Annotated in this window: 24 protein-coding genes and 1 tRNA gene; all 25 read right to left on the bottom strand. The window is 36.3% G+C overall.

All coding sequences use genetic code 11. From position 1 onward, the window contains the following. Positions 1-113: 113 nt before the first annotated feature. The 25 genes from NTX65_02415 to NTX65_02295 all read right to left on the bottom strand — a co-directional run bounded on the left by NTX65_02415 (position 114) and on the right by NTX65_02295 (position 21,443). Positions 114-359 carry a GIY-YIG nuclease family protein gene (locus NTX65_02415; protein ID MCX6168165.1) on the bottom strand — a complete coding sequence of 82 codons (246 nt, stop codon included), beginning with the start codon at positions 357-359 and terminating at the stop codon, positions 114-116. Between the two features lie 19 nt (positions 360-378). After that, positions 379-452: transfer RNA gene (locus NTX65_02410), tRNA-Glu, on the bottom strand. 169 nt (positions 453-621) lie between these two features. Further along, entirely contained in the window at positions 622-1,242 is a 621-nt protein-coding gene (locus NTX65_02405; protein MCX6168164.1) for a class I SAM-dependent methyltransferase, read from the bottom strand. A gap of 57 nt (positions 1,243-1,299) precedes the next feature. Continuing rightward, positions 1,300-2,340: an adenosine deaminase gene (locus tag NTX65_02400; protein ID MCX6168163.1), complete on the bottom strand. Its 1,041-nt coding sequence runs from the start codon at positions 2,338-2,340 to the stop codon at positions 1,300-1,302. Positions 2,341-2,577: 237 nt separating this feature from the next. Next, complete coding sequence (locus tag NTX65_02395) at positions 2,578-3,270, bottom strand: cytochrome C biogenesis protein (GenBank protein MCX6168162.1); 693 nt, start codon at positions 3,268-3,270, stop codon at positions 2,578-2,580. Positions 3,271-3,373: 103 nt separating this feature from the next. After that, positions 3,374-3,766 carry a thioredoxin family protein gene (locus NTX65_02390; GenBank protein ID MCX6168161.1) on the bottom strand — a complete coding sequence of 131 codons (393 nt, stop codon included), beginning with the start codon at positions 3,764-3,766 and terminating at the stop codon, positions 3,374-3,376. Position 3,767: 1 nt separating this feature from the next. Next, on the bottom strand, positions 3,768-4,007 hold the full coding sequence (locus tag NTX65_02385; protein ID MCX6168160.1) for a thioredoxin family protein: 240 nt from the start codon (positions 4,005-4,007) through the stop codon (positions 3,768-3,770). Between the two features lie 10 nt (positions 4,008-4,017). Further along, positions 4,018-5,061 (bottom strand): permease, encoded by a 1,044-nt coding sequence (locus NTX65_02380; protein MCX6168159.1) that lies wholly within the window; start codon positions 5,059-5,061, stop codon positions 4,018-4,020. 14 nt (positions 5,062-5,075) lie between these two features. Continuing rightward, entirely contained in the window at positions 5,076-6,167 is a 1,092-nt protein-coding gene (arsB, locus tag NTX65_02375; GenBank protein MCX6168158.1) for an ACR3 family arsenite efflux transporter, read from the bottom strand. A 12-nt stretch (positions 6,168-6,179) separates the two neighbouring features. Continuing rightward, positions 6,180-6,581, bottom strand: coding sequence for a rhodanese-like domain-containing protein (locus tag NTX65_02370; protein ID MCX6168157.1), 402 nt, complete (start codon positions 6,579-6,581; stop codon positions 6,180-6,182). 43 nt (positions 6,582-6,624) lie between these two features. Beyond that, complete coding sequence (locus NTX65_02365; GenBank protein MCX6168156.1) at positions 6,625-6,882, bottom strand: thioredoxin family protein; 258 nt, start codon at positions 6,880-6,882, stop codon at positions 6,625-6,627. A 4-nt stretch (positions 6,883-6,886) separates the two neighbouring features. Continuing rightward, positions 6,887-7,333, bottom strand: coding sequence for an arsenate reductase ArsC (locus NTX65_02360; GenBank protein ID MCX6168155.1), 447 nt, complete (start codon positions 7,331-7,333; stop codon positions 6,887-6,889). A gap of 56 nt (positions 7,334-7,389) precedes the next feature. Then, positions 7,390-7,734, bottom strand: a complete 345-nt coding sequence (locus tag NTX65_02355; protein ID MCX6168154.1) for a metalloregulator ArsR/SmtB family transcription factor — start codon at positions 7,732-7,734, stop codon at positions 7,390-7,392. Between the two features lie 376 nt (positions 7,735-8,110). Continuing rightward, entirely contained in the window at positions 8,111-8,593 is a 483-nt protein-coding gene (locus NTX65_02350; GenBank protein MCX6168153.1) for a hypothetical protein, read from the bottom strand. Then, positions 8,565-8,780 (bottom strand): PHP domain-containing protein, encoded by a 216-nt coding sequence (locus NTX65_02345; protein MCX6168152.1) that lies wholly within the window; start codon positions 8,778-8,780, stop codon positions 8,565-8,567. The genes NTX65_02350 and NTX65_02345 overlap by 29 nt, the downstream gene beginning before the upstream one ends. 77 nt (positions 8,781-8,857) lie before the next feature. Next, positions 8,858-9,850: a YncE family protein gene (locus NTX65_02340; protein MCX6168151.1), complete on the bottom strand. Its 993-nt coding sequence runs from the start codon at positions 9,848-9,850 to the stop codon at positions 8,858-8,860. Between the two features lie 107 nt (positions 9,851-9,957). Further along, complete coding sequence (locus NTX65_02335) at positions 9,958-10,245, bottom strand: putative quinol monooxygenase (GenBank protein MCX6168150.1); 288 nt, start codon at positions 10,243-10,245, stop codon at positions 9,958-9,960. Between the two features lie 32 nt (positions 10,246-10,277). Beyond that, the gene (locus NTX65_02330; GenBank protein ID MCX6168149.1) at positions 10,278-11,522 is read right to left on the bottom strand and encodes a tagaturonate epimerase family protein; all 1,245 of its coding nucleotides are present in this window, start codon (positions 11,520-11,522) and stop codon (positions 10,278-10,280) included. A 39-nt stretch (positions 11,523-11,561) separates the two neighbouring features. Further along, positions 11,562-12,689, bottom strand: coding sequence for a phytase (locus NTX65_02325; GenBank protein ID MCX6168148.1), 1,128 nt, complete (start codon positions 12,687-12,689; stop codon positions 11,562-11,564). 113 nt (positions 12,690-12,802) lie between these two features. Continuing rightward, a complete protein-coding gene (locus tag NTX65_02320) occupies positions 12,803-15,610 on the bottom strand; it encodes a TonB-dependent receptor (GenBank protein ID MCX6168147.1) in 2,808 nt (935 codons plus the stop codon). 198 nt (positions 15,611-15,808) lie between these two features. Then, positions 15,809-16,792: a metallophosphoesterase gene (locus NTX65_02315; protein MCX6168146.1), complete on the bottom strand. Its 984-nt coding sequence runs from the start codon at positions 16,790-16,792 to the stop codon at positions 15,809-15,811. A gap of 37 nt (positions 16,793-16,829) precedes the next feature. Beyond that, positions 16,830-18,029, bottom strand: a complete 1,200-nt coding sequence (locus NTX65_02310; protein ID MCX6168145.1) for a metallophosphoesterase — start codon at positions 18,027-18,029, stop codon at positions 16,830-16,832. Positions 18,030-18,079: 50 nt separating this feature from the next. Next, on the bottom strand, positions 18,080-18,976 hold the full coding sequence (locus NTX65_02305) for a PfkB family carbohydrate kinase (protein MCX6168144.1): 897 nt from the start codon (positions 18,974-18,976) through the stop codon (positions 18,080-18,082). Positions 18,977-18,992: 16 nt separating this feature from the next. Next, positions 18,993-20,345, bottom strand: coding sequence for an MFS transporter (locus NTX65_02300; GenBank protein ID MCX6168143.1), 1,353 nt, complete (start codon positions 20,343-20,345; stop codon positions 18,993-18,995). A gap of 54 nt (positions 20,346-20,399) precedes the next feature. After that, a complete protein-coding gene (locus NTX65_02295) occupies positions 20,400-21,443 on the bottom strand; it encodes an alcohol dehydrogenase catalytic domain-containing protein (GenBank protein ID MCX6168142.1) in 1,044 nt (347 codons plus the stop codon). Between the last annotated feature and the right edge of the window lie 129 nt (positions 21,444-21,572).

Genomic DNA, 21,572 nt, shown 5'->3' with positions numbered 1-21,572 from the left:
ATTTACCGGTTAATATTAAACAAAAAAGGGAAACAAATAATTTCCCTAATAGTAGCGCGTACGGGGGTCCTCCGTAGGAGTCCCTTCGGGAGAACCCGTGATCTCCGCTTTATTTAAATTATCCCCTTCTCTTTTAGCCAGTTATATCCATCTATCGACTTGAAAAATCTTTCTCTTTCAAAAGCTTCTTTCCTTGAGGTGAATTCTTCAAAATAGTGCAATTTATAAGGTCGGTGCCCCTTTGTATACTTAACTTTTCCATTATTATGTTCTTTTAATCTACTCTCTAAGTCTTTTGTTGATCCGTAGTAGTAGGTACCATCCTTAATACTTCTTAATAAATAAGCAAACATCAACATAACCGACTATAAAAAAATGTAGCGCGTACGGGGGTCGAACCCGTGATCTCCGCCTTGAGAGGGCGGCGTCCTGGACCACTAGACGAACGCGCCATTTTATTTTACGCTGTGCAAAAATAACTCAATGAGCGCAATAAACAAAAGATTAGTTGAACCCTTGTGTAATTTTTGCTTTTATGAGTACATTTATCCCAAGGTAAACTAAATTGGGTTAGTTTCAGTTGGAGGTCTCTTCATTCAATACTTTTACAATTGCTGCATTTTACTTGGTTAATACTACGATATGGGAAGTCGATGGACTATTTTTTATCTCTCTAACAATTTTTAATCCCGTTCTTCCGGCGAGACCGCCAATCCCCTTTCCGGCAAGATATGATTTGAAATTTCTGTAATGTTCTTTACCGGCGGCAAATTCAACAAATTCATTTAAGAATGACCAGAAATTATTTGGACGAGGGTACAAATAATCTACGACTATTATTTTGTTAACTGATTCGGAAAGTGCAAGTAAAAGATTCTCCCTTTTATCTTCATCCACTTCGTGTATGACATAGGAGATTACGGCAAAATCAAATTGCTTATTTTGAGATTGCATGAAAGTCTTAGCGTCCGTGTGATGAAATGAAATTTTTTCGGATGGGCTTTTGGAAAGATTATTTAACGCCAACTCAATATTTTTTTTTGAAGGATCAATTCCTTCATACCTACTGAACTTTGAAACTAATTGAAATGCTAATCTGCCTGTTCCGCATCCGACATCTAGAAGTGAGCAATTATCTGATAAGAGTGATCTGACTATTCGATAAGCTTTATCTTGATTCGGCGCGATTATTTTATCGTAGAATAATCCGTCGTACCAATGATCTTTATTTTGAAATTCCATTAACCTTTTTCCAAAAAAATAATCTTTTTTATGATATACACAGAGTAAAAACTTTTTTCATATCAGTTTTCTAGCAGAGAAACTAAGACTGAACTCTTCTATTTTTTTTATCATCATTTCTTTTTCAATCTCATCAAGGAAGCTGGCAATAAAAGAATTTTTGGCGAGCTGATAAATCTCTTCTCTTGTCAAGCTCAATGATTCTGCCAATGCCAAATAATTTTCACTTATATATCCGCCAAAATATGCCGGATCATCCGAGTTGAGAGTTACAAGTAATCCTTTCCTCATCATTTCTTTTAATGGATGTTCTGTTAAGTTCTTCACCACTTTTAATTTTAAATTGGAAAGCGGACAAACAGTTAGCGGAATTTTCGTCTGATATAAGTATTCTACCAAAGATTCATCATCAAGAGAATGATTGCCGTGATCAATTCTTGAGACTTTCAATAAATTAATTGCTTCCCAGACATATTCAGCCGGACCTTCCTCACCCGCATGGGCAACTGTTAAAAATCCTTTATCACGGGCGCTATCAAACACTTCTTTAAATTTTGAAGGAGGATTACCAATCTCTGCAGAATCAAGTCCGAATGCAGTGATCCAATTTTTGTATGCACATGCTTTATTAAGAGTTTCCATTGCCGAGTTTGAATCCATGTCTCTTAGAAAACATGGAATTAACTTGCTTGTGATTCCAAATTTCTCATTGGCATCATCAAGGGCTCTATGGATGCCTTTGATAACTGTGTGGAAGCTAATACCGCGATTCGTATGAGTCTGGGGATCAAAAAATATCTCTGCATGAAGAACATTTTGCGAATGAGCTTTCTCTAGGTAAGCCCAAGTCATATCATAAAAATCTTGTTCGGTGATTAGAACCGAAGCGCCTTCGTAATAAATATCAAGGAATTCTTGTAGATTGTTAAAGTGGTATGCGTCGCGAAGTTCTTGTATCGATTTTTGTTTTATCTTTATGTTGTTTCGTTTAGCAATTTCGAACATCAGCTCCGGTTCCAATGTTCCTTCAATATGCAAATGCAATTCCGCTTTTGGAATCCCCTTAATAAATTCTTCTAAAGATTTATTTACGCTCATTAATTCTCAATTTGGTTGTTTAAGCAAATATTGAATTCTGTACTCTCAATTTTCAATTTACACTTTTTTAGGTAGGTTCGGAAAACTTTGATTCTTCAAATAATTAAGATGAGATTTATATTTTTGATATTCCTATTTCATAATCCCACTTCTCTACTTTGTAAAGTAAATATTTGATTAATTAATTCCAATTTTAGACGCTGAATAAATTCTTCTTCACTTATTAAGAATCGAACATTAATTTAAGAGTAAAAATACACCGCCTAAAATGACAAGAATCCCACAGATTCTTTTTATCCAAAGAATAGTTTTAGATTCTTCGCTCCAGTTCAAATACTGCTGAACTTTTTTGGTTAATGTTCCGGCGCCTACAATAACTGAACAATGTCCTATTCCGAAGGCAAGTAAAAATACCATCGCAAGGAAATAATTTGTTTGAGCAGTTTGAAATACTATACCAAGAACCGGTGCCATATAAGCAAATGTACAAGGTCCAAGCGCTAAGCCAAATAGTAACCCAAGTATCAGTGCAGCCCATAATCCTTTCGCTTTTGTAGGCTTTAACCCTATGTTCCAATTAAGTTTTATTATATCGAGAAGATAAAGCCCAACAAGAAAAAATATTCCCGCAACAAGATAATTCCCGATCTTCCCGACATCACCCATTAGTCTTCCAAGCGACGCAGTTATAATTCCGATTATTGCTATCGTGATTAATATCCCGACAGAAAAAACAAGTGAGATGTAAAACGTTCTTCTCAAAGAGATTTTCCCTTGAGAACTGATAAATCCAACAACAAGCGGAATGCTTGACAAGTGGCATGGCGAAAGAAGTATTGATAACACTCCCCACGCAAATGAAGCCAGGACTGCAATCCACACAGCACCGTTCATAGCATCGTACAAAATTCCGAATATTTGGTCAATCATCTATTCTCCCTTCTCCGTGCGACTCAGTACAAACTCTTTGTTTCTCCGTGTAAGTTTTTTGTTACACAGAGGAACGCAGAGATTTCGCAGAGAGCCATCGAGTTTATTTTTTCACTTTCAAACCTTTCCCTTGCAGAAGTTTATCTATTTCTTTCTCCGGATAAAATCCTTCGTGACGGAAAAATTCCTTCCCTTTCTCATCAAGAAATACCTGAGTTGGAATAAGCTTTATCCCATATTTTTCAGCCATTGGTTTTTGCTCTTCTGTCCAGACATCATAAAAAATTACTTTTACTCTTTCACCAAATTTTGCTTCAATTGCCTTCATAACCGGCTGCATTTGTTTACACGGTATACAGTTTACAGAACCGAGTTCAATAAATGTTACTTTTGGTTTTGATTGACCGAATGTTACTCCAGCAAAGATAAAAACAATAAATAAAAATGCTCCTCTTGAATATTTTCCCGCTAAACGGGATCTCGTTTCACTCAACATTTTAATTTTCCTTTAACCAGTTTATAATCTGTTTGTCTTTTGGAATAATTCCGAAACTTTTTACTTTATCATTTATGACCAAGCCGGGCGTCATCATTATGCCGGACTTTACAATTTCTTCAAGATCAGTAACCTTTTCAACTACAGCATCAATATTATTTGAAGATATTAATTCTCGGACTTTCGCCTCAAGTGTCTGGCACTTTTTGCATCCGGTGCCAAGAACTTTTACTGAAACCATTTCTACTCCTTTAATAAATCAAATTAAAAAGATAACCAACAATAATTATTCCCGCGGCTACAACTCCGACAAAAACAAAAATCAATTGCAGCTTGAGAACTTTTTTAAGAATTATAGTTTCGGGGAGCGACAAACCGATAACGCTCATCATAAACGCAAGCACAGTTCCTAGCGATGCGCCTTTTTCCAACAATGCTTGAACTATCGGAATTATCCCCGCAGCATTTGAATACATAGGAACGCCAAGAATAACAGCAATCGGGACAGACCACCATGCTGATTTACCCATCAGCGAAGCCATAAAGTTTTCCGGCACATATCCGTGTATTCCCGCGCCGACAGCAATTCCGATTACTATATATATCCAAACTTTACTAACAATTTCTTTTACGGCATCAATACCGGCGGTTATTCTTTGAGAGAAAGGAATTTTTTCTTCTTCCATTTCAAGATGTCCAGCTTTAACTTCATATACCCACGGTTCAACATACCTTTCTAATTTTAATCTGCCGATTATATAACCGGAAATCATCGCTATTAACAAACCGGTTGACATATATAAAAGAGCTGTCTTCCAACCGAACAAACCGAAGAGCAAAACAAGTGCAACTTCATTTATCATTGGCGCTGCAATTAGAAAAGAAAACGTTACACCAAGCGGAACTCCGCTTTCTACAAATCCGAGGAAAAGAGGAATTGCTGAACATGAGCAAAATGGAGTTACAATTCCCAATAGACTTGCCGAAACATTTCCGGCAAAAAGCTTTTTACCGCCAAGCAACTTTCTTGTTCGTTCCGGAGAGAAGTAGCTTCTTATTATTCCAACACCAAAAACAATTAGCGTAAGTAGTAGAAGAACTTTCGGCACTTCGAAGATGAAAAACCAGACAGCATCTGTAAGATGGGCGCCTTTAGATAGGTTCACGATTTCATAAATCAAAAAGTTTGTGAGGTTTTCAAGATTCAAATAAAGAATAAGCCACACCGGCAACAACACTAGTGGAATTAGGAATTTGGTTTTTTCTTCGTTCAATTTATTTGAGAGATAATTCATTTTAATACCATTCATTATGGACAAACATTAGGAGCTTTGACAGTTCCTTCCTCTGCATTTTTAAAATATTTTTTCTGAAACCATAAAGCTACATTCACCAACGCAATGAGAACCGGCACTTCTACAAGAGGACCAATAACAGCAGCGAATGCTTCTCCGCTGTTTATTCCAAACACAGCGACTGCTACTGCAATTGCTAATTCAAAATTGTTACTGGCAGCAGTAAAGGAAAGTGTTGCTGTTTTTGAATAATCCGCTCCGATCTTTCTTCCCATATAGAAAGAAACAAGAAACATTATCACAAAATAGAATAGCAGCGGAATTGCAATGCGCACAACATCGAGCGGTATTTTTACAATGTATTCACCCTTAAGCGAGAACATTACGATGATTGTGAAGAGCAGAGCAATTAGAGTTATTGGACTAATCTTTGGAATAAACTTCGTCTGATACCATTCTTTGTTTTTCAGTTTTATCAATGTGAAGCGAGTTATTATTCCGGCTATGAAAGGAATTCCAAGATAAATAAAAACACTCTCCGCAATTTGTCCGATTGTTATATCAACTTTGAATGATTGAAAACCGAACCAATGAGGTAAAACTGTTAAGAACACATAAGCATAAACCGAAAAGAAGAGCACTTGAAAAATTGAGTTGAACGCAACCAGACCGGCAGCATACTCAGTATCACCTTTTGCAAGTTCATTCCACACAATTACCATTGCAATACATCTCGCAAGTCCAATCAGTATTAAACCAGCCATATAATGCGGGTAGTCTTGTAGAAAAATTATTGCAAGAAAAAACATTAAGATTGGTCCGATAATCCAGTTCTGAACTAGCGAAAGAGAAAGTAGTTTTACGTTTTTGAATACATCTCCCAACTCTTCATATTTAACTTTTGCAAGAGGAGGATACATCATAAGAATCAAGCCGATTGCAATAGGTATGTTTGTGGTGCTTTCTGGTGATGATTTAAGTGACTCCCAAAATTTTGCTATTCCCGGAAAGAGATAACCTGAAAAAACTCCGATGAACATTGCAAGAAATATCCAAAGAGTTAAATATCTGTCTAAGAATGAAAGTTTTTTTGTAAGTGAGCTCATATCATTTCCTTTTTATTGTTTCTTTTTTCTTAGTACACAAAGACATGAACCGCTAAGCATTTCTTTATTATTTATTTTCAGTGGCAACTCATCCCTGTCCCATTCAAACATACCTCCGATAAGATTACCTACATTTGTAAATCCTTTTCCAATTAGGAACTCTACAATCTCTCTGCTTCTTAATCCTGCATTGTCAGCAATTATAACCGGAATATCTTTGGAAATATTATCATAATGATCTCTAACTGATTCCGGTCTACTGTAAATAATATTAGGAACGTCAAATTGTTTATAGAGGTATTCGAATTCCCGTCTCAAATCAATCAGTAATGCGCCTTTTTGACATTCTTCCAAAACTTCTCTTGGTGAAAAATGCCGAATACCGTTAATAATATTTCCTTTATTGCAAAACATTTGATCTGCCTACAAATTTGACAATCAAGGTTTCTATCAGACCTTAATTATTCTCTTTGGCTAATTCATTTATCAACAGATGTGCTAATGTTGATTTTGTCGGGAGCTTACCGTTGTGAACAACTTTACCGTTTATAACCAGGCCCGGTGTGCTCATAATTCCGTAACTCATTATGTCTTTGTAATCTGTTACTTTTTCTACTTCAGCTGCAATATTATTTTCTGATATAACTTCTTTGCAGAGCTTTTCTAAATTGATACAGTTCGCGCAGCCTGATCCAAGCACTTTGATGTTTAGCATTTTTTTAACTCCTTAAATTTTCTTCGTAGAATTTGTAAAAGTCATTTTTAATTTCATCTCTAATTTTTCTGAACTCAGAAAGAATTTCTTCCTCCGTTCCGGTTGCGTCCGCCGGATCTTCAAAACCTATATGCAATTGCTTTCCAACTTTTCCAATAAATACCGGACAAGTTTCTTTTGCGTTATCGCATACAGTAATAACGTAATCGAAAGAATCACCTAAGAATTGATCAACCATTTTGGGATGGTTTTTTGAAAGATCGATTCCTACTTCTTTCATTACCTGGATCGCTTTCGGATGCACTTGTTTGGATGAATTCGTACCTGCTGAATTAACTTCTAATTGTGAATCGTGGGAATCAATCCCTTTGGAAAAAGATTTCAAGAATCCTTCAGCCATTTGACTTCTGCAGCTGTTTCCGGTGCAGAGTATCAAAATTTTTTTTAACATTTTTATTTTCTCCTACTTCTAATTCGCTTTTCACCGAATTGTTGAATCAAAAAAAATTATAACCCGCAAACTTTAAAACGGTCAACAACTTTAACTTTCTGTTTATCATTTTCAATCAATTGATTATCGCCTAACCAAAAATCCAATTGGCTCAAAATCGCAGAAATTCTTTGATCTCCGGGTCTCTGGTTGATAAGATAGTTCACCCATTTCCCTTCTCTTTCTTCCAATATAAATCCTTCTTTTTTTAATACACTTAGATGCTGCGAAACAGTGGAGGCGGCAAGTTGAAGAATATCAGTAATTTCGCAAACACAAAGAGGTTTTATTTGAAGCATTTTTAAGATACGCAGACGATTCTTATCAGAAAGTGCTTTGAATATATTTGTCGATTCTTCCATAATCTCATTTCGTTAACGACCGAAATATATGGCGGGTTTATTTGAAAGTCAATTTGAGACTACGATTATATTTTTGAAAAAGATAATTCCATCAAAAGCGATAACGAAGAAGTTCAAACTACCGTCCAATCGCTCGATGAAGAGACAAAAAAAATAATCCGGAAAGCTCTTAAGTTGGCCGATGGGAAGATTTACGGTAAGGATGGTGCCGCATTCTTGCTCAAAATGAAACCGACAACATTGCAAAGTAAAATCAAAAAGCTTAAGATTATTTTATAGTTTCTTATATAGATTTTAATTGATCAAATAGCTAGAAATATAAAACTATGCATTTAGGAGGCGTTTCATATTATTCTTTTCAGTGATTTTAATTTGGTTATACGAAGGAATTTTCTTTTAAATATTGCAGACCAATTTTTCTTAATTCCTTCAATTCATATAGAGTGTGGGCGTCACTGTTTACATAAACCTGGTTACAATTTCTCAACATCTTATGAAGGTTTTTAATGTTTGTCCTTTTGTTTACAAAATTAGCGCAATTAAATTCCATCGGTTTTTCGTATTTGTTACATAATTCAATAATAGCATCTATATCAATATATTCTTCAAAATATGTTGAACATGGATGAGCCAAAAAAGATATTTTTTCATGAAACCGTTCTATTGCATTTAAATATCCTTCCGTTATTTTCTTCGGGTAACTCGGATAGATCGGTGCAGGATGAGACGAAAGCAAAATTGTATCCGAAGTTGCACCCTGTATATCCATGCATATATCACCGTCTTCATTTAATAAATCTGCTTCAATGCCGAAAGTGACTTCAACATTGTTATGTACGTTTTTCCAACGTTCTATCATTGTATAATGATTTTTTTTTTACAAATTTTCTTATATCAAGATGCATTTGACAATGATCTGTAATGGTGATTTTAGTAAGTCCGATCTCTCCGGCAAATTTTACAATCTCATCAACAGTATTCATTCCATCAGAATAGTTAAGAGAATGAATATGATAATCCTCATTACCCGGGTTAATTATTTCCATATTTCCTCAACAGAGTAAAACTGATTTATTTTTTAAAATTAATTTTCGTTAACGGGGATTTCCAATTTGAAACCTTGTCATTTAACATCAAGGATTAAAACGCCAAAACTTTTCAAATTCTTTTCGCCATTTATTATTCCGGCGGTATAGACCCGGTGAGTTCTTTCATCAAGTGCAATTGTCTTGGCGCCTTTCACAGTTACTATATTTGCCAACACTCTATATTTATCGGGAGAATCTTGTTTAATAACCGTGATAGTTCCGTCGCCATTTGAACAGAAAATAAGATGCAGCATTGGATCAAATACGCAACCATCAACACCGCCGCCGATAGGAACTGTTTTAATGACCATCCCGGATTCCATATCAATAACTGCCATAAAATTATTTCTACCGGCTGAAAATAATCTTTTGTTTTTCCTATCTATTGCTAGTCCCGTTGGTATTTTGCATGGTTTAACCGACCATCTCGAGATTACTTCAAGAGTCTTCGGGTTGAATATGTTTACAGCATTCGTGTCTTCTAGATTCACAAACATTTTTCCAATCAAATCCGAGACGGAAGCTTCAGGAGCGCCATCAAGCTTAATTGTTCCAACAATTTTATTAGACTCGGCATCAATAGCCGTTATATCCGCACTTTTATTGTTTGATGTAAAAATTCTTTTTGAAAAAGGATCATACGTAATCGCGTCCGGTTTTTCACCTGTTACTTTTATTTTAGAAATTGGCTTCAGTGTTTTGAGATCAAATACTGTAACAGAATTACTGACGCCTTCGCTTATAAATCCTTTACCAAATGCAAATGCCACACCGTGAACACCTTGCAAATCTGAGATTTCACCAATCAAGGTATTGTTATCCAGATCAATTACATGAACTCTAGTTTCATGTGCTACATACAATCGGTGCATGGTTGTATCAATAGAAAGATAATCCCATTTCCCCTCGCCGCCAATGTTAATTGCACCAACAATTTTGTAAGCTGATTTTTGAGAAAATAATTTTGCCGGTTGCAGTAATATCATACCTAAAAAAATGTACAAAACATATCGCACTAACATTTTCATTTTACTCACCTCATATTTTTACCGTCCACACTAAACAAATCTTAACTGAACTGATATGATTCACTTTTCGGATCGAATTAATTTCATTTCTAAAAAAAATACCCGAATTAGTTGATCTTAGATAAGCGATGAACTTCTATCTCATATAATCCATCAATTTTAGCAAAGCAATCTTTAAATCGTCTTGTATACATATGCGCATCCAGATCCTCAACGCTTTCCCAATTTTCATAGAGCATTATTACCAGCGGATTTTCCAGGTCTTCATAGAAGATATAATCAACGCATCCTTTTTCTTTCCTGGTAGGTTCAACAAGTGTTAATAATTCTCTGCGGACTTCTTCGTTTGCATTTTGCTTTATTGTGAATTTAGCCATGATAGTCAATAACGACATGATTTACTCCTTAATAAGAATAGAGAAAGGGATTAAAAAAATACTTTTTGAATATGCCGTTCGTATAAATTTTGAATTACATTTTCCGCAATTACTTCTTCATATTTATCTAAAGCATTTAGATAGCGGTCGCCCATTTCTGAGGCAACTTTGTAACCCACATGAAGCAGCTGCCGGAAATTTAAATTGTACTCTTCATTTGATTGATTATGCCGTAATGTTGCGGCATATTTCTCTCCTGTCCAATTATCAACTTCTTCCGGAATAGGAAGTTTTTTTGTATCAATATCAATAACCGTTTTGTATGGACCGCAAAGTTCATCATACCGGTTATATGCACTTTTATAAATTTCTTTCGCTATCTGCAAACCTTCACCTCCGGCTGAAGCTAATCCAATTAATTCCTCAAGCCATGTAGTCCCTGCAGTTTTAAGGTGAATGCCCGCATCAAATTTTTTAATGGCTTTGTTTATAGGTGAGTAGATTGAGAATTTATCGCTGCCGGAGTGAACGCTTAGTTTCAGATTTTTAGGAAGATTAAACTCATTTACAGCAAATTTTATAACTGCTAGATCTTCTTCAAATTCCCGGCTGAACAACTCAACATCTCCTACGTAATCTACACCCTTATTAAATCTTCCGGAGAACTTGGGTGCAATTGTCTGGATTGGTATCTCTTCTTGAGCAATTGCCGCTAAAATAAAAAGCATTTCAATAGGAGTTTGAGGTTCGTCGGTTTCATCCATGGAAACTTCAACAACAAAATTATTCTTCCCTTTTTTATCTAATAGATGCCGGTATACCTTGCCTGCTTCTTCAACTGCAAATAGAAATTTTTCGGCAACTTTAAAAATTAGTGTTTCATTGATTTCCACTTTTTCATTTATACCGGGTATATCTAATACACCGCAGTAATTTCTATTTTTCTTTACGAGCGATTCGATTTTATTGTCATCGGTTTTTTTACCGATATAATCTGCTACATCAAGAGTAAAGAAATCACATGAATCAATAAAGTGATCAATGGTTTTCAAACCAACATGATCAGCATCAACAAAATAAGGATGGTTCCACTTCAATGATTTGACCGCAGAATCTGCTTCAACACGTGTATCTTCAGGACGGCTGTGAATTATTTGATGTTCTCTAAAAGATTTATTCCAAACCGGAGTAATTAAAATACCGGCATCTTCTGCTTTTTTAATTGCTGCAAGCTGGGCTTTTGCTTGATGCGTAAATCGATCTCCAACCCCGATTGAATATTTTGTCAATTCCATTGTTAGTCGCTATATGATGAATAAAATAATTTAAGTACTTTATTTTTTATTGCTTTTAGGAGCAGTCTTTAAATCTTTCCCAGCTATATCTGCCCATGAATAAAATTGGAATGTTTTGTTATCAGACATTGCAACGAACATACCGCCTGGAAATTTTTCATTTACAACAACATTCGTAACCTCAGATCCGTCACTGTTGTTAGTCATTACATTTACAATTTTGACTAATTTATGATTATGTGGTTGTGCGACTATTTCTTCTTTTGGATCTGCCAGGACACCTTCTCTAGTATAAATACGGAATCTGTTTGCGCTTTGATCTGATACCAGCACGTAGCCGGTAGTATCATCAACTTCATAAATCGAAATCCCTTCATTATCTTCAAGATAGTCTGAAGTACAAATTATACCCAACTGTTTATCTGCATCTTTAGCGTCCGGATCAGCATAATATTTTCTGACTCCGACTTGTTCGTCGCTGTAATAGACATATCCCAATTTATCATCAACCGCGATTGATTCAATTTCTTTTTTGCCGCTGTAAGCACCAAACTTACGAACTAATGTTCCGGCAACATTTCCTTTACCATCATCTTTCAATAAATATTGCCATAAGTATCCTTCGGTTGGACCGCTCTTTCTACTTACGATTGCAAATACAGAATCATCTTTTAATCTTTTATAAATTGAAATTCCCATTGGTGCGCGCTGGCTTTCTCCGGAAAAAACTTCAATGCCGCCATTATCAATTGCCTTCATATCGGGAAGACTATAAATACGAATTTTGTTTGTTTCCCTTTCTGTTGTTACTGCTATATCAACAGGCTTTCCATTAAGAATAAGTCCGTATTCAACATCAACATTATTCGGGCGTTTTAGATTCCGAACCGTTTTCTCTTCAATTATTTTTCCATTTAAATCAAATACAAATAAGGCGCCGTCGGAATCTTTATCGGTTCCAATAATTAAACTCTTTGAAGGATCTGCAGGACTAATCCAAATTGCAGGATCATCTGTATCCCATTTAACAGTATCTGTAACTACTACTGGCTTAACTACATTCGATTGATTCTGGTCTTGACTTACAACTTTTTGGCATCCAATTATCAAAATGATAGTAACAAACGCACTCATGTTCATAAGGTATTGAATAACTTTCGTTCTCATAATTATAACTCCAGATTAAATAACTCTTCAATTCTTCTAGCTCTTTATATTTTATGGAAAATGGCCGCTGTAATCATACAGCGGCCTGGAATAAGAGGTACTTTTTTTATTTATTACATCTTGTACTTAAAGCCAAAATGCATCCATGAAGCATACCATTCTTGTTGTAATGGATGGTTCTCATCACCTTGATAATAAATCATTGGTGCATCATTTACGTTAATCCACTCAAAATAAATTTGCAATCCGCTGATAATGTCCTGGCTGGCTGAGATGTCCATTTGTGTATGTGCTTTGTAAATTCTGTCGTATTGAGAAGATGTTCCAACTTCCTCAACAAACTGACCGTTGTAACCAATACTGAAGCGTCCCGTGAATCCGAATTTTTCATAACTTACTACGAAGTTGGCAACGTTTGCTGCTTGACCTGGTAACTCTGCGCGCTCTAATCTTCCACCAACATCTGCTGATGAATGTGTATAAGCGTAGTTGGCTGCTAATCCGAATCCATCTAAAAATCCTGGTAAGAATTTTAATTGGTATTCAAAATTTACTTCCGCACCTACAAGTGTTGAAGTTCCTCCGTTAACCGGCTGTGTATGCCAATACCCATCATATAAACCGCCAGAGATCTTTGAGGTTTGCATAAAAATAATATCATTTAATTTTTTATAAAAAACACCGCCTGAAATCAAACCACCTTCTTCAAAATAGTACTCTGCTAATAAGTCGAGGGCTGTAGATGTAGTTGGTATTAGAGAAGCATTACCTTCCAATACTGTAAGACCGTCAGGATCAACTTGTTTGTAAGGAACTAGGTCGAAAAAGTTCGGTCGTGCAAGTGTATTTGTATAGGAGAAGCGTATGTTGCTCATCGAAGAGACTCTGTAACGGACTTGCAACGAGGGTAAAAAGTTGTTGTAACTTAATGTAGCTTCTCTTGGAGTGGTCGATAGATAATCACCGTTAGCATCTAACTGAATTTCGCTACTCTTATTTGTAAGGTCTGTAAATTCATGTCGAACTCCGGCAATTACCATCCAGTCATCAAGTTTCCATGTATCCATTACATAATATGCTATCGTGTTCTCATCCGCAGTAAAACTGGACCCTTCAGAATTTATGTGGTCAATTTCGCCAACGAAACCACCAGCCTTATTTTTCATAGATTCGAAAAATGGTCTAAACTTAGTGCCGTCAATAATTCGACCAAGCCGGTAAGTTCCGTCGTAAATATTTACATCATCTCCAACAAATTGTGTCAATAATAAATTACTTGCACCACCCCATTTATAGACATAACGATCTTGAGTTTTTACTTTTTCACGTAAATGTATTTTACCACCTAATTTTAATGTGGAAGGATAATCAGCAAGTTTAAAATCATATTTCAAATTGGCACCAGCCATATAGTCCCGGTCTGTTGCATTGTCGTTATTATATTTTACCTGGTCCATTTTAAAGTTGTCGGAATTAAACTGATCTGCGGTAGCACCTGTACTTGTAATTCTATAATTAGGTCTTTGCGGATCGCTTAAATTTAGTGCCATGTTCAGTGAAGATGTCATAACAAACTGAGGATCGGTTTCGTCGTTCTTTTTTGTTCCACCTTCGTTATATGCAACTGTGTAATCCAAAATCAAATCGTCAATTTTGTTAATACCGCCGGCAGAAAGAGCGAATATATTCTGTCTCTCAAGGCGATCTTTGAGCCCTTGATAAACCTTTCCCTTTGTAATAGTTGTTAAGTCTGTGAATGTACCCTTGGATGGTCTAATATAAAGATTTCGTCTATACTCGTAATCGTCCCTATTGTTATACATACCGCGTATGAAGAAAGTATTATCTGTACTTGGCTGATATTCAAGATTTGCAGCCACATTAATTCTTTCACGAGATACATTATAATTTCTAAAATCTACATCTGTTAATGATTGGGGTCTATCAACACCACCAATTGTTAGGTCGTTATAAGTGCTTTCAAGATCCCATGTCTCCCTTTCCCACTTATCGTAGTTGCCAGTAATGGCAAAGCCGAATTGATTTTCGTCACCAAATTTTGAGCCGTATGTAAAACCGCCCTGCCAAAGTGGTTTACCCATAATATCGCTTGTACCGGTACCGGCAGTTATATTGAAGAATGGTTTATCGGAATCAAAAGCACTTTTCGATTTTATATTTACAGATCCACCGACTGCGTCACCATCCATATCGGGTGTTACAGTTTTAGAAACTTCTATTGAAGCAGCCTGGCTTGCTGAGATAACATCCATTCCGACATAACGCTCACCAGGATCCGGAGCGATGATTTTTTCTCCGTTTACAGAAACGGAAGTGAGTCGTGCATCCGTACCACGGATTTGAACATAACGTCCTTCACCCTGGTCGCGAACAATTGAAATTCCGGAAATACGCTGTAAAATTTCAGCGGTATTTAAATCAGGTAAGCGCACCATTTGCTCTTGAGAAACGATATTAACAATCTTGTCTGAAGTTTTTTGGACGTTCATTGCTTTGGTTTGACCTTGTCTGAGTCCAGTTACAACAACTTCTCCCATTTTAACTTCTGTCTGGCTAATGGCAACATTCTGTTTTACAGTAGCTCCATTTGTACCAACAGTTATATTTATTGTTTGATCAACATATCCAATGTATGTTACAACAAGTTCGTATGCACCGGGAGGTACATTCGAAATTTTGTAATTTCCTACTTTATCGGTCGCATCCCCAAAACGAGTCCCTTTTAGAACAACATTTGCGCCCGGTAAATATTCTTTTGTATCTGCATCCGTTATACGACCGGTAACTTGTGCAGTCTTTTGTGCAAAGATTGAACTCGTTGTGAAAAACCCTATTAATGCAATACAGATCAGAATTAAATGGGCGTTTTTCCGAATTATGTGCGAAAAATTAATAGCCATCTTCCTCTCCTATTGATAAAATTAATTTTGCTTCGTTGATTAAAGTATAATTGAATGTTTTTAAGCACCTCCTGTTGAGAAATATTAGAATTATTTAAAAGTTATTTATATAGAATTTGAGTAAGTCCAAATAAATAATTATTAGTAAAATCCTTGCCACCATATTATTTTGAACCAAATTCTCCCATCTTCGTAAACCTATTTCGTCCGTTTATACTGATAGATAATTTCACCGGCTTTGTTCACAAAAGTGATAATCAATTCCGTCTCATTTATGGTACAAAGAGTGAAACCGGAATCCGAACTTCCGAATAACTCACCTTGAAGTGGCGATACTTTCCTTGTTAGTGAAGCTGAACTATTAACAAAATAATCTACATTGGAATTGGTTGCGTGTATATGTTGAAAATTATGAACATGCCCGCCCACCGAAATATCTACTTTGTTTTTATCGAGCAGGGGCTGAAGCCGTTTTTGAAGATCTACACGTTCGGCTTCTTCTTTGCCGGTTCCCGCGTAAATAGGATGATGACCGAGAACGATTTTCCATTTAGCTTTGGAGGCACCCAGAGTGGAGTCTATCCACGCTAACTGTCGTTCCATGGATTGTTTGCCTGCATCCGGATATTCTTCAGAATCGATACGGTACTTATCTATTATTGGTGCGGTATCAATGAAGAGAAGTAGTACTCCCACATTTTTAGCCGCAGAAAAGGTTTTAGCATAATAACGGCTAGGCATTATCCAGCGTCGGCTTACGTTGGAATAATCTATCACAGCCTGTGTGTTACCACGGTATTCATGGTTGCCCATTACCGGATACCACTTAATCATCAATTCGGGATGTTTATAAATCCACTCGAAATTAGTCTGCCACAAGGGATCCTGTACCGACTTTACACCCAGAAAATGGTGTACATCGCCTATTGCAGCAACAAATTCCGGCTCAGCAATTGTGGCAACCTCACCCATCATTTCCGCCACGGGCTTTTGATCATAATACCCGTTACGCCCTAAATCACTTGCAATCATAAAAGTAAAATTCTTTCCCAACTCTGACAAAGCTTGCGCACTTTTAGGAACAACATTTTCATTTTGACTATAAAGTATACTCTGTTGCGAAATAGCAAGAACAAAAATTAACACCGAGAGAAACAGAGATCTAATTTTTATGTTTTTCATGGGGCCTTCTGTTATAATATTTTATTAATCTTAAATGTTACTTATATAGTACTTGAGTATGTTTTAATTCATAATTTCCAAAAAAATCTTTGTCTCTGTAAATTTCCAAAATGGCACTATTTCCGTGAATTTTAATTTTCAGGAATGTACTTGGTCTCCAAATAGTGTTTTTCCAAAATAACTGTGAATACCTTTGTAATTCAGATTTGTCTCTTAAGCAATTGTCAAAAAACTCATTAAAATGTTTCCATGTTTCTTCATCTGTCAAACTTTTGTAGTCCGTCCCTTTGCCGTCCCCGAATCCGAAATTAAAGACAACTTTTTTAATCTCTTTGAGCTGAGATTGGAAGAACACCTTTATAGCATCTTGTTGTGAGACTCCAGTTGACTTAGCTTTTTCAATTTCCGTAATCAATCTTGCGTACAATTTTTCTGCTGTGTAATTATCTTCCTGTCCATAGATATGTCCAGAATTGAGCAGCCATATTCCATTAATGCTTGAATATGAAGCGCAGTGCACATGTCCGCTTAAATATGCTGTGACTTTATATTTCTGAAGCACTTGTTCAAATTTTAATGTGTTCAAAGGATATTTATCTAATGCATCTCCTTCGTGGCGGACTGTTCCTGTTTCCATATCCAGAACCGGAAAAAGCGGTTCGTGCCCAAAGACAAAAACATGTTTTTTCTTGTTCAGTTTTAAATCATTTTCAAACCAGCTAAGAAGTTCAGGTGCAATATTTCCATCTGCTGCATTATCAGCTTTCCCATCATAATAAACGTTCAACACAACAAAATGAACATCCCCGTAATCAAATGAATATGTTGTTTCTTCAGATCCTGCAGGACCTTTTCTAACAATATTCGGCAAAGATATATTGCCTCTATTCATTGCTCTTAAGTATTCAATACTCTCGGGATTTTCAATATCATGATTTCCAACAACTGCATACCTTTTGTAGTCTTTACCGAGTATATTATCAATTAGGTCAAACGTTGCTTGAGGTGGATCGAGGTCTCCGAGAACAATCATAAATGAGCCCTTGCCCACTTTCTTTATCGCTTCATATCCTCCCATCGTGTATTCGTGCGAACGAAACGCTTCAGTTGCATGAGCTCTTTGATCACTCGAAACAATAAATGAAAAATCCTTTGTTATATTTTGAGCGATTGATACTTGGCATAGAACTACGGAAAAAAGAAGTGATACAAATCTTGATAAAAATTTATTTCTCATTGTTGAACATCCTAAGTAAATTCTAAAGCTTTAGTTCGAGCTATGTATTATTATCCTAAATACTTTTCCTCTATTAATTTCTTTATTTCTTCGATGCTTCTTAGGAAAGGTCCCTCAACTTCCATTTTAAGACTAGTTGTTGCAGCCGACCATTTTATAGCTATTTCAGGCGGTGATGTAAGCCGTTTAGCCACATATGAAGCGATGCAAGTATCACCTCTACCGCTTCTTCCTACTAAGCTGTTTGAATAAAACTTTGCTTCGTAAAATATTCCATAAGCTAGGACTAGAATTCCATCTCGGTGGGTAAGCACAACTTCTTTAGGACCCATATCCGCAAGAATTTTAGCTGCTTTTCTAATATCATTTTCACCTGTTAAAGATTCTGCTTCAACAGCATCTGTTTTTAAGATATCCAGCAATGCAAGAAATTTTTCTTTTTCCGGCCATGGTGCATGAAGCAATTTGTTGTCTAAAGCAACGATTCTAATAAATCCTTGCAAGTCGCCTACAAGGAGAGCATTTTTTTTGCGAAGGTATTCAACAACATCAAAGGGAATCTCTCCACGAATTGATCCGTTCATCAAAAAGGCTTTTGCTTCCAAATCATAAAATTGATCTGGGGTAAAAGAACCTGCTGTTGCCGGGCTACTTAATATTCTATCATCAGGATCTGAAGTTGGATAATCTAAAACCATATGTGTAGAAGAAAGGGTATAAAAAGGAAATACATCAACACCAATTTTTTGTAATTTATCTACAACACGTTTATCATCTTTATTAAGTCTTGTTACGGCGGCAACACTCATTCCGAGCATCTTGGCTGCGTGTGCGCCATAATTAAATCCGCCGCCATCCAGGTATCTAGTCCCGGTAGAGGTAATTATTGTGTCTTTAGTATAATTGCCAAGAAAAACTATATCGTACTTCTTTAATTGTTCAGTCATTATTACTCCAATATTTTTAGTCACTCACCTTTGCTTTCCAGAGTGAGGTTGCAAGAATTAATGAAACAACGGAAGCACCTACCCAAAAAATTGTCACAGTACTAAAATCGTAATGTCTTACACCATCAACTATTGTAGTCCCTTTTTCAATCAAAAACCCGCTTATGCGTTCTTGTGTTGCTGCTGCCAGATAACTGAAAACTCCGATAAAACCCATTGCAGCACCCGCAGCTTTTTTGGGTGCAATGTCAGTGGCAAATAATCCACCTAAAGTTGTAACTAAACCATTAAGTGAAAAACCATAAAAGAGGAATGCAATTGTTAATAAAGTAGGATTTCCAGGAGGTGCGTAAAAGATTATTAATAATGAAATGATTTCTAAAATACCAACTATTAACGTAACCGGAGGACGTCTTGCATGAAACAATTTATCGGATGCATAGCCATATGCTAAGCAGCCTAACATACCAGCAATGGTTGTTAATCCAAGCATACTTCCGGCTTCGAGAAGTGAATATCCTTTTTCTTCCTGTAAATAAAGAATGCCCCAGCTATTGATTGCGTACCTAGTTACATACATAGTTGCACTTGATAGTGCAAGAACCCAAATCGCAGGTATTTTTAATATCGAACGTTGAAGAGTCCAAATGCTAGGTTGTTTTCCATCACCACCTAATACAGGAACACCATGGTCATTCCTCCAATCTGCAATAGTTGGCAATCCTAATGTTTTAGGTCGATCTTGCAAATAGATATAGAGCAAAACTGCTACAATTACGCACGTCAAACCTGGTCCAATAAAACCAGCCCGCCATCCAAAAAGACTTACAAGACCCGCAACACCTACAAAAGTCAATCCTTCACCTATTGAATGTGCAGTACTCCAGATCCCATATTTGCGACCACGTTCATTATTGCTAAACCATTGAGTCATTGATACTATACCGGCAGGTGCTCCAAAACCTTGGAACCATCCATTCAAAGCCCAAAGCACAACCCAAACCCACAAGAGTGGTGTCCATCCCATAGCAAGATTGATTAATGCGGAGATGAGTACACCAAAAGAAAAAAACCGTTTAATGTTGGCATGGTCTGCAAGAAATCCGTTCGTCAGTTTTCCGAACGCATATGTATAAAAAATAGCTGAACCAATAATTCCTAAGTCATCGGCGGAAAAAATCCCACCATCAATTAATGGTTTTTTTACAACAGATAATGCGAGGCGGCAAGTATAAACTACACCATAACCTACAGTGATTGCCATCATCACTTGAAATCTATATTTCTTATAAAGAGAATTTACGAGCTTTTCATCTTCAATAGGAGCTATATCTGGGCCCGTAGCGAAAAATTTAAATATTTTTTTCATTAATTCCTCTAATAACAGCAACTTGGATTTAAGAAAACAAGATGCTTCTAATTGCTATGGTTTAATTACTATCTTCATAGCCTGTTTAGGAATATGTTTAAGTGTTGCCAGATCTAGTCCTAATTTACCAAATGAAGATACTCCATTCTCCAATGGGATAACTTCAGTAAAGAAAGGTTTCATATTTATTTTACCTGACTCTAATATTTTAATTGCCGGAACTATTGTATTCTGGCCTATATATGTACCCAATATTTTTATCGCCTTCCTCGTTATAGTATTTGGAATTACGGTAGCTTTTATACTGCTGTCCATTCCAAAGGCTAAAATCTTTCCACCAGGTAAAACATATTTGATTGCATTTTCTAATTGACTACCACATGCATCAATTACTACATCCGCACCTTTACCGTCAGTGAAAGCTAATATTTCTTTTTCAAGATCAACTTCGTTAGGATTGAGAACCGGAACTCCTAACTGTTTAGCGACATTAATTCTAAACGGATCAATTTCCGTAACCAAAACTTTTGCAGCTACATTTTTTGCAAGAGCTGCAAACAGATATCCTATCGGTCCGAACCCAAGAATAACAACGGTATCCCAGCATTGCATCTGGACGGTATTCATTCCATTCAGAACGGTTCCTAATGTTTCAACTTGTGTTGCAGTAATGTCATCCATTTCATCCGGGATTTTAAAGCAAGCATTCTCTGGCAACAAACAATATTCTGCATAACCACCATTTTGGAAAATACCGATTGATTTTGTTTTCAACCATTCACATTGAGGGCTGTTACCGGTTCGGCAAGCTTCACATAAACCACATCTCAGACTATTATCAACAGCTACTCTATCGCCAACCTTAATGGAAGTAACATGACTTCCTATTTCTTTAACGACTCCACAAAATTCATGTCCGATTGCAATATCATCACCAACGACATGTTTACCTTCCATAATTTTTACATCCGTTCCGCAGATTCCACATGCAAAAACTTTTATAACAACTTCAAAAGGTTCAGTTACTTTGGGAATCGGTCTTTCTTCAAGTACTATTTTACCAATATCCTTATAAGCTAATGTTTTCATCATTTTCATTTTTTCCTCCGTATAACTTTAATATGATTGAGAATAGGAAAGAGCCTAAACAAAGTTTTTGTCCATTCATCCATTTGTCTAATTGTCTATACTATAATAAACAGATGAGACACGAACGTCAAGGATTAT

The organism is Ignavibacteriales bacterium (assembly GCA_026390795.1).
GTDB lineage: Bacteria > Bacteroidota > Ignavibacteria > Ignavibacteriales > Melioribacteraceae > Fen-1258.
This window is presented reverse-complemented; position numbering and strand designations above follow the sequence as displayed.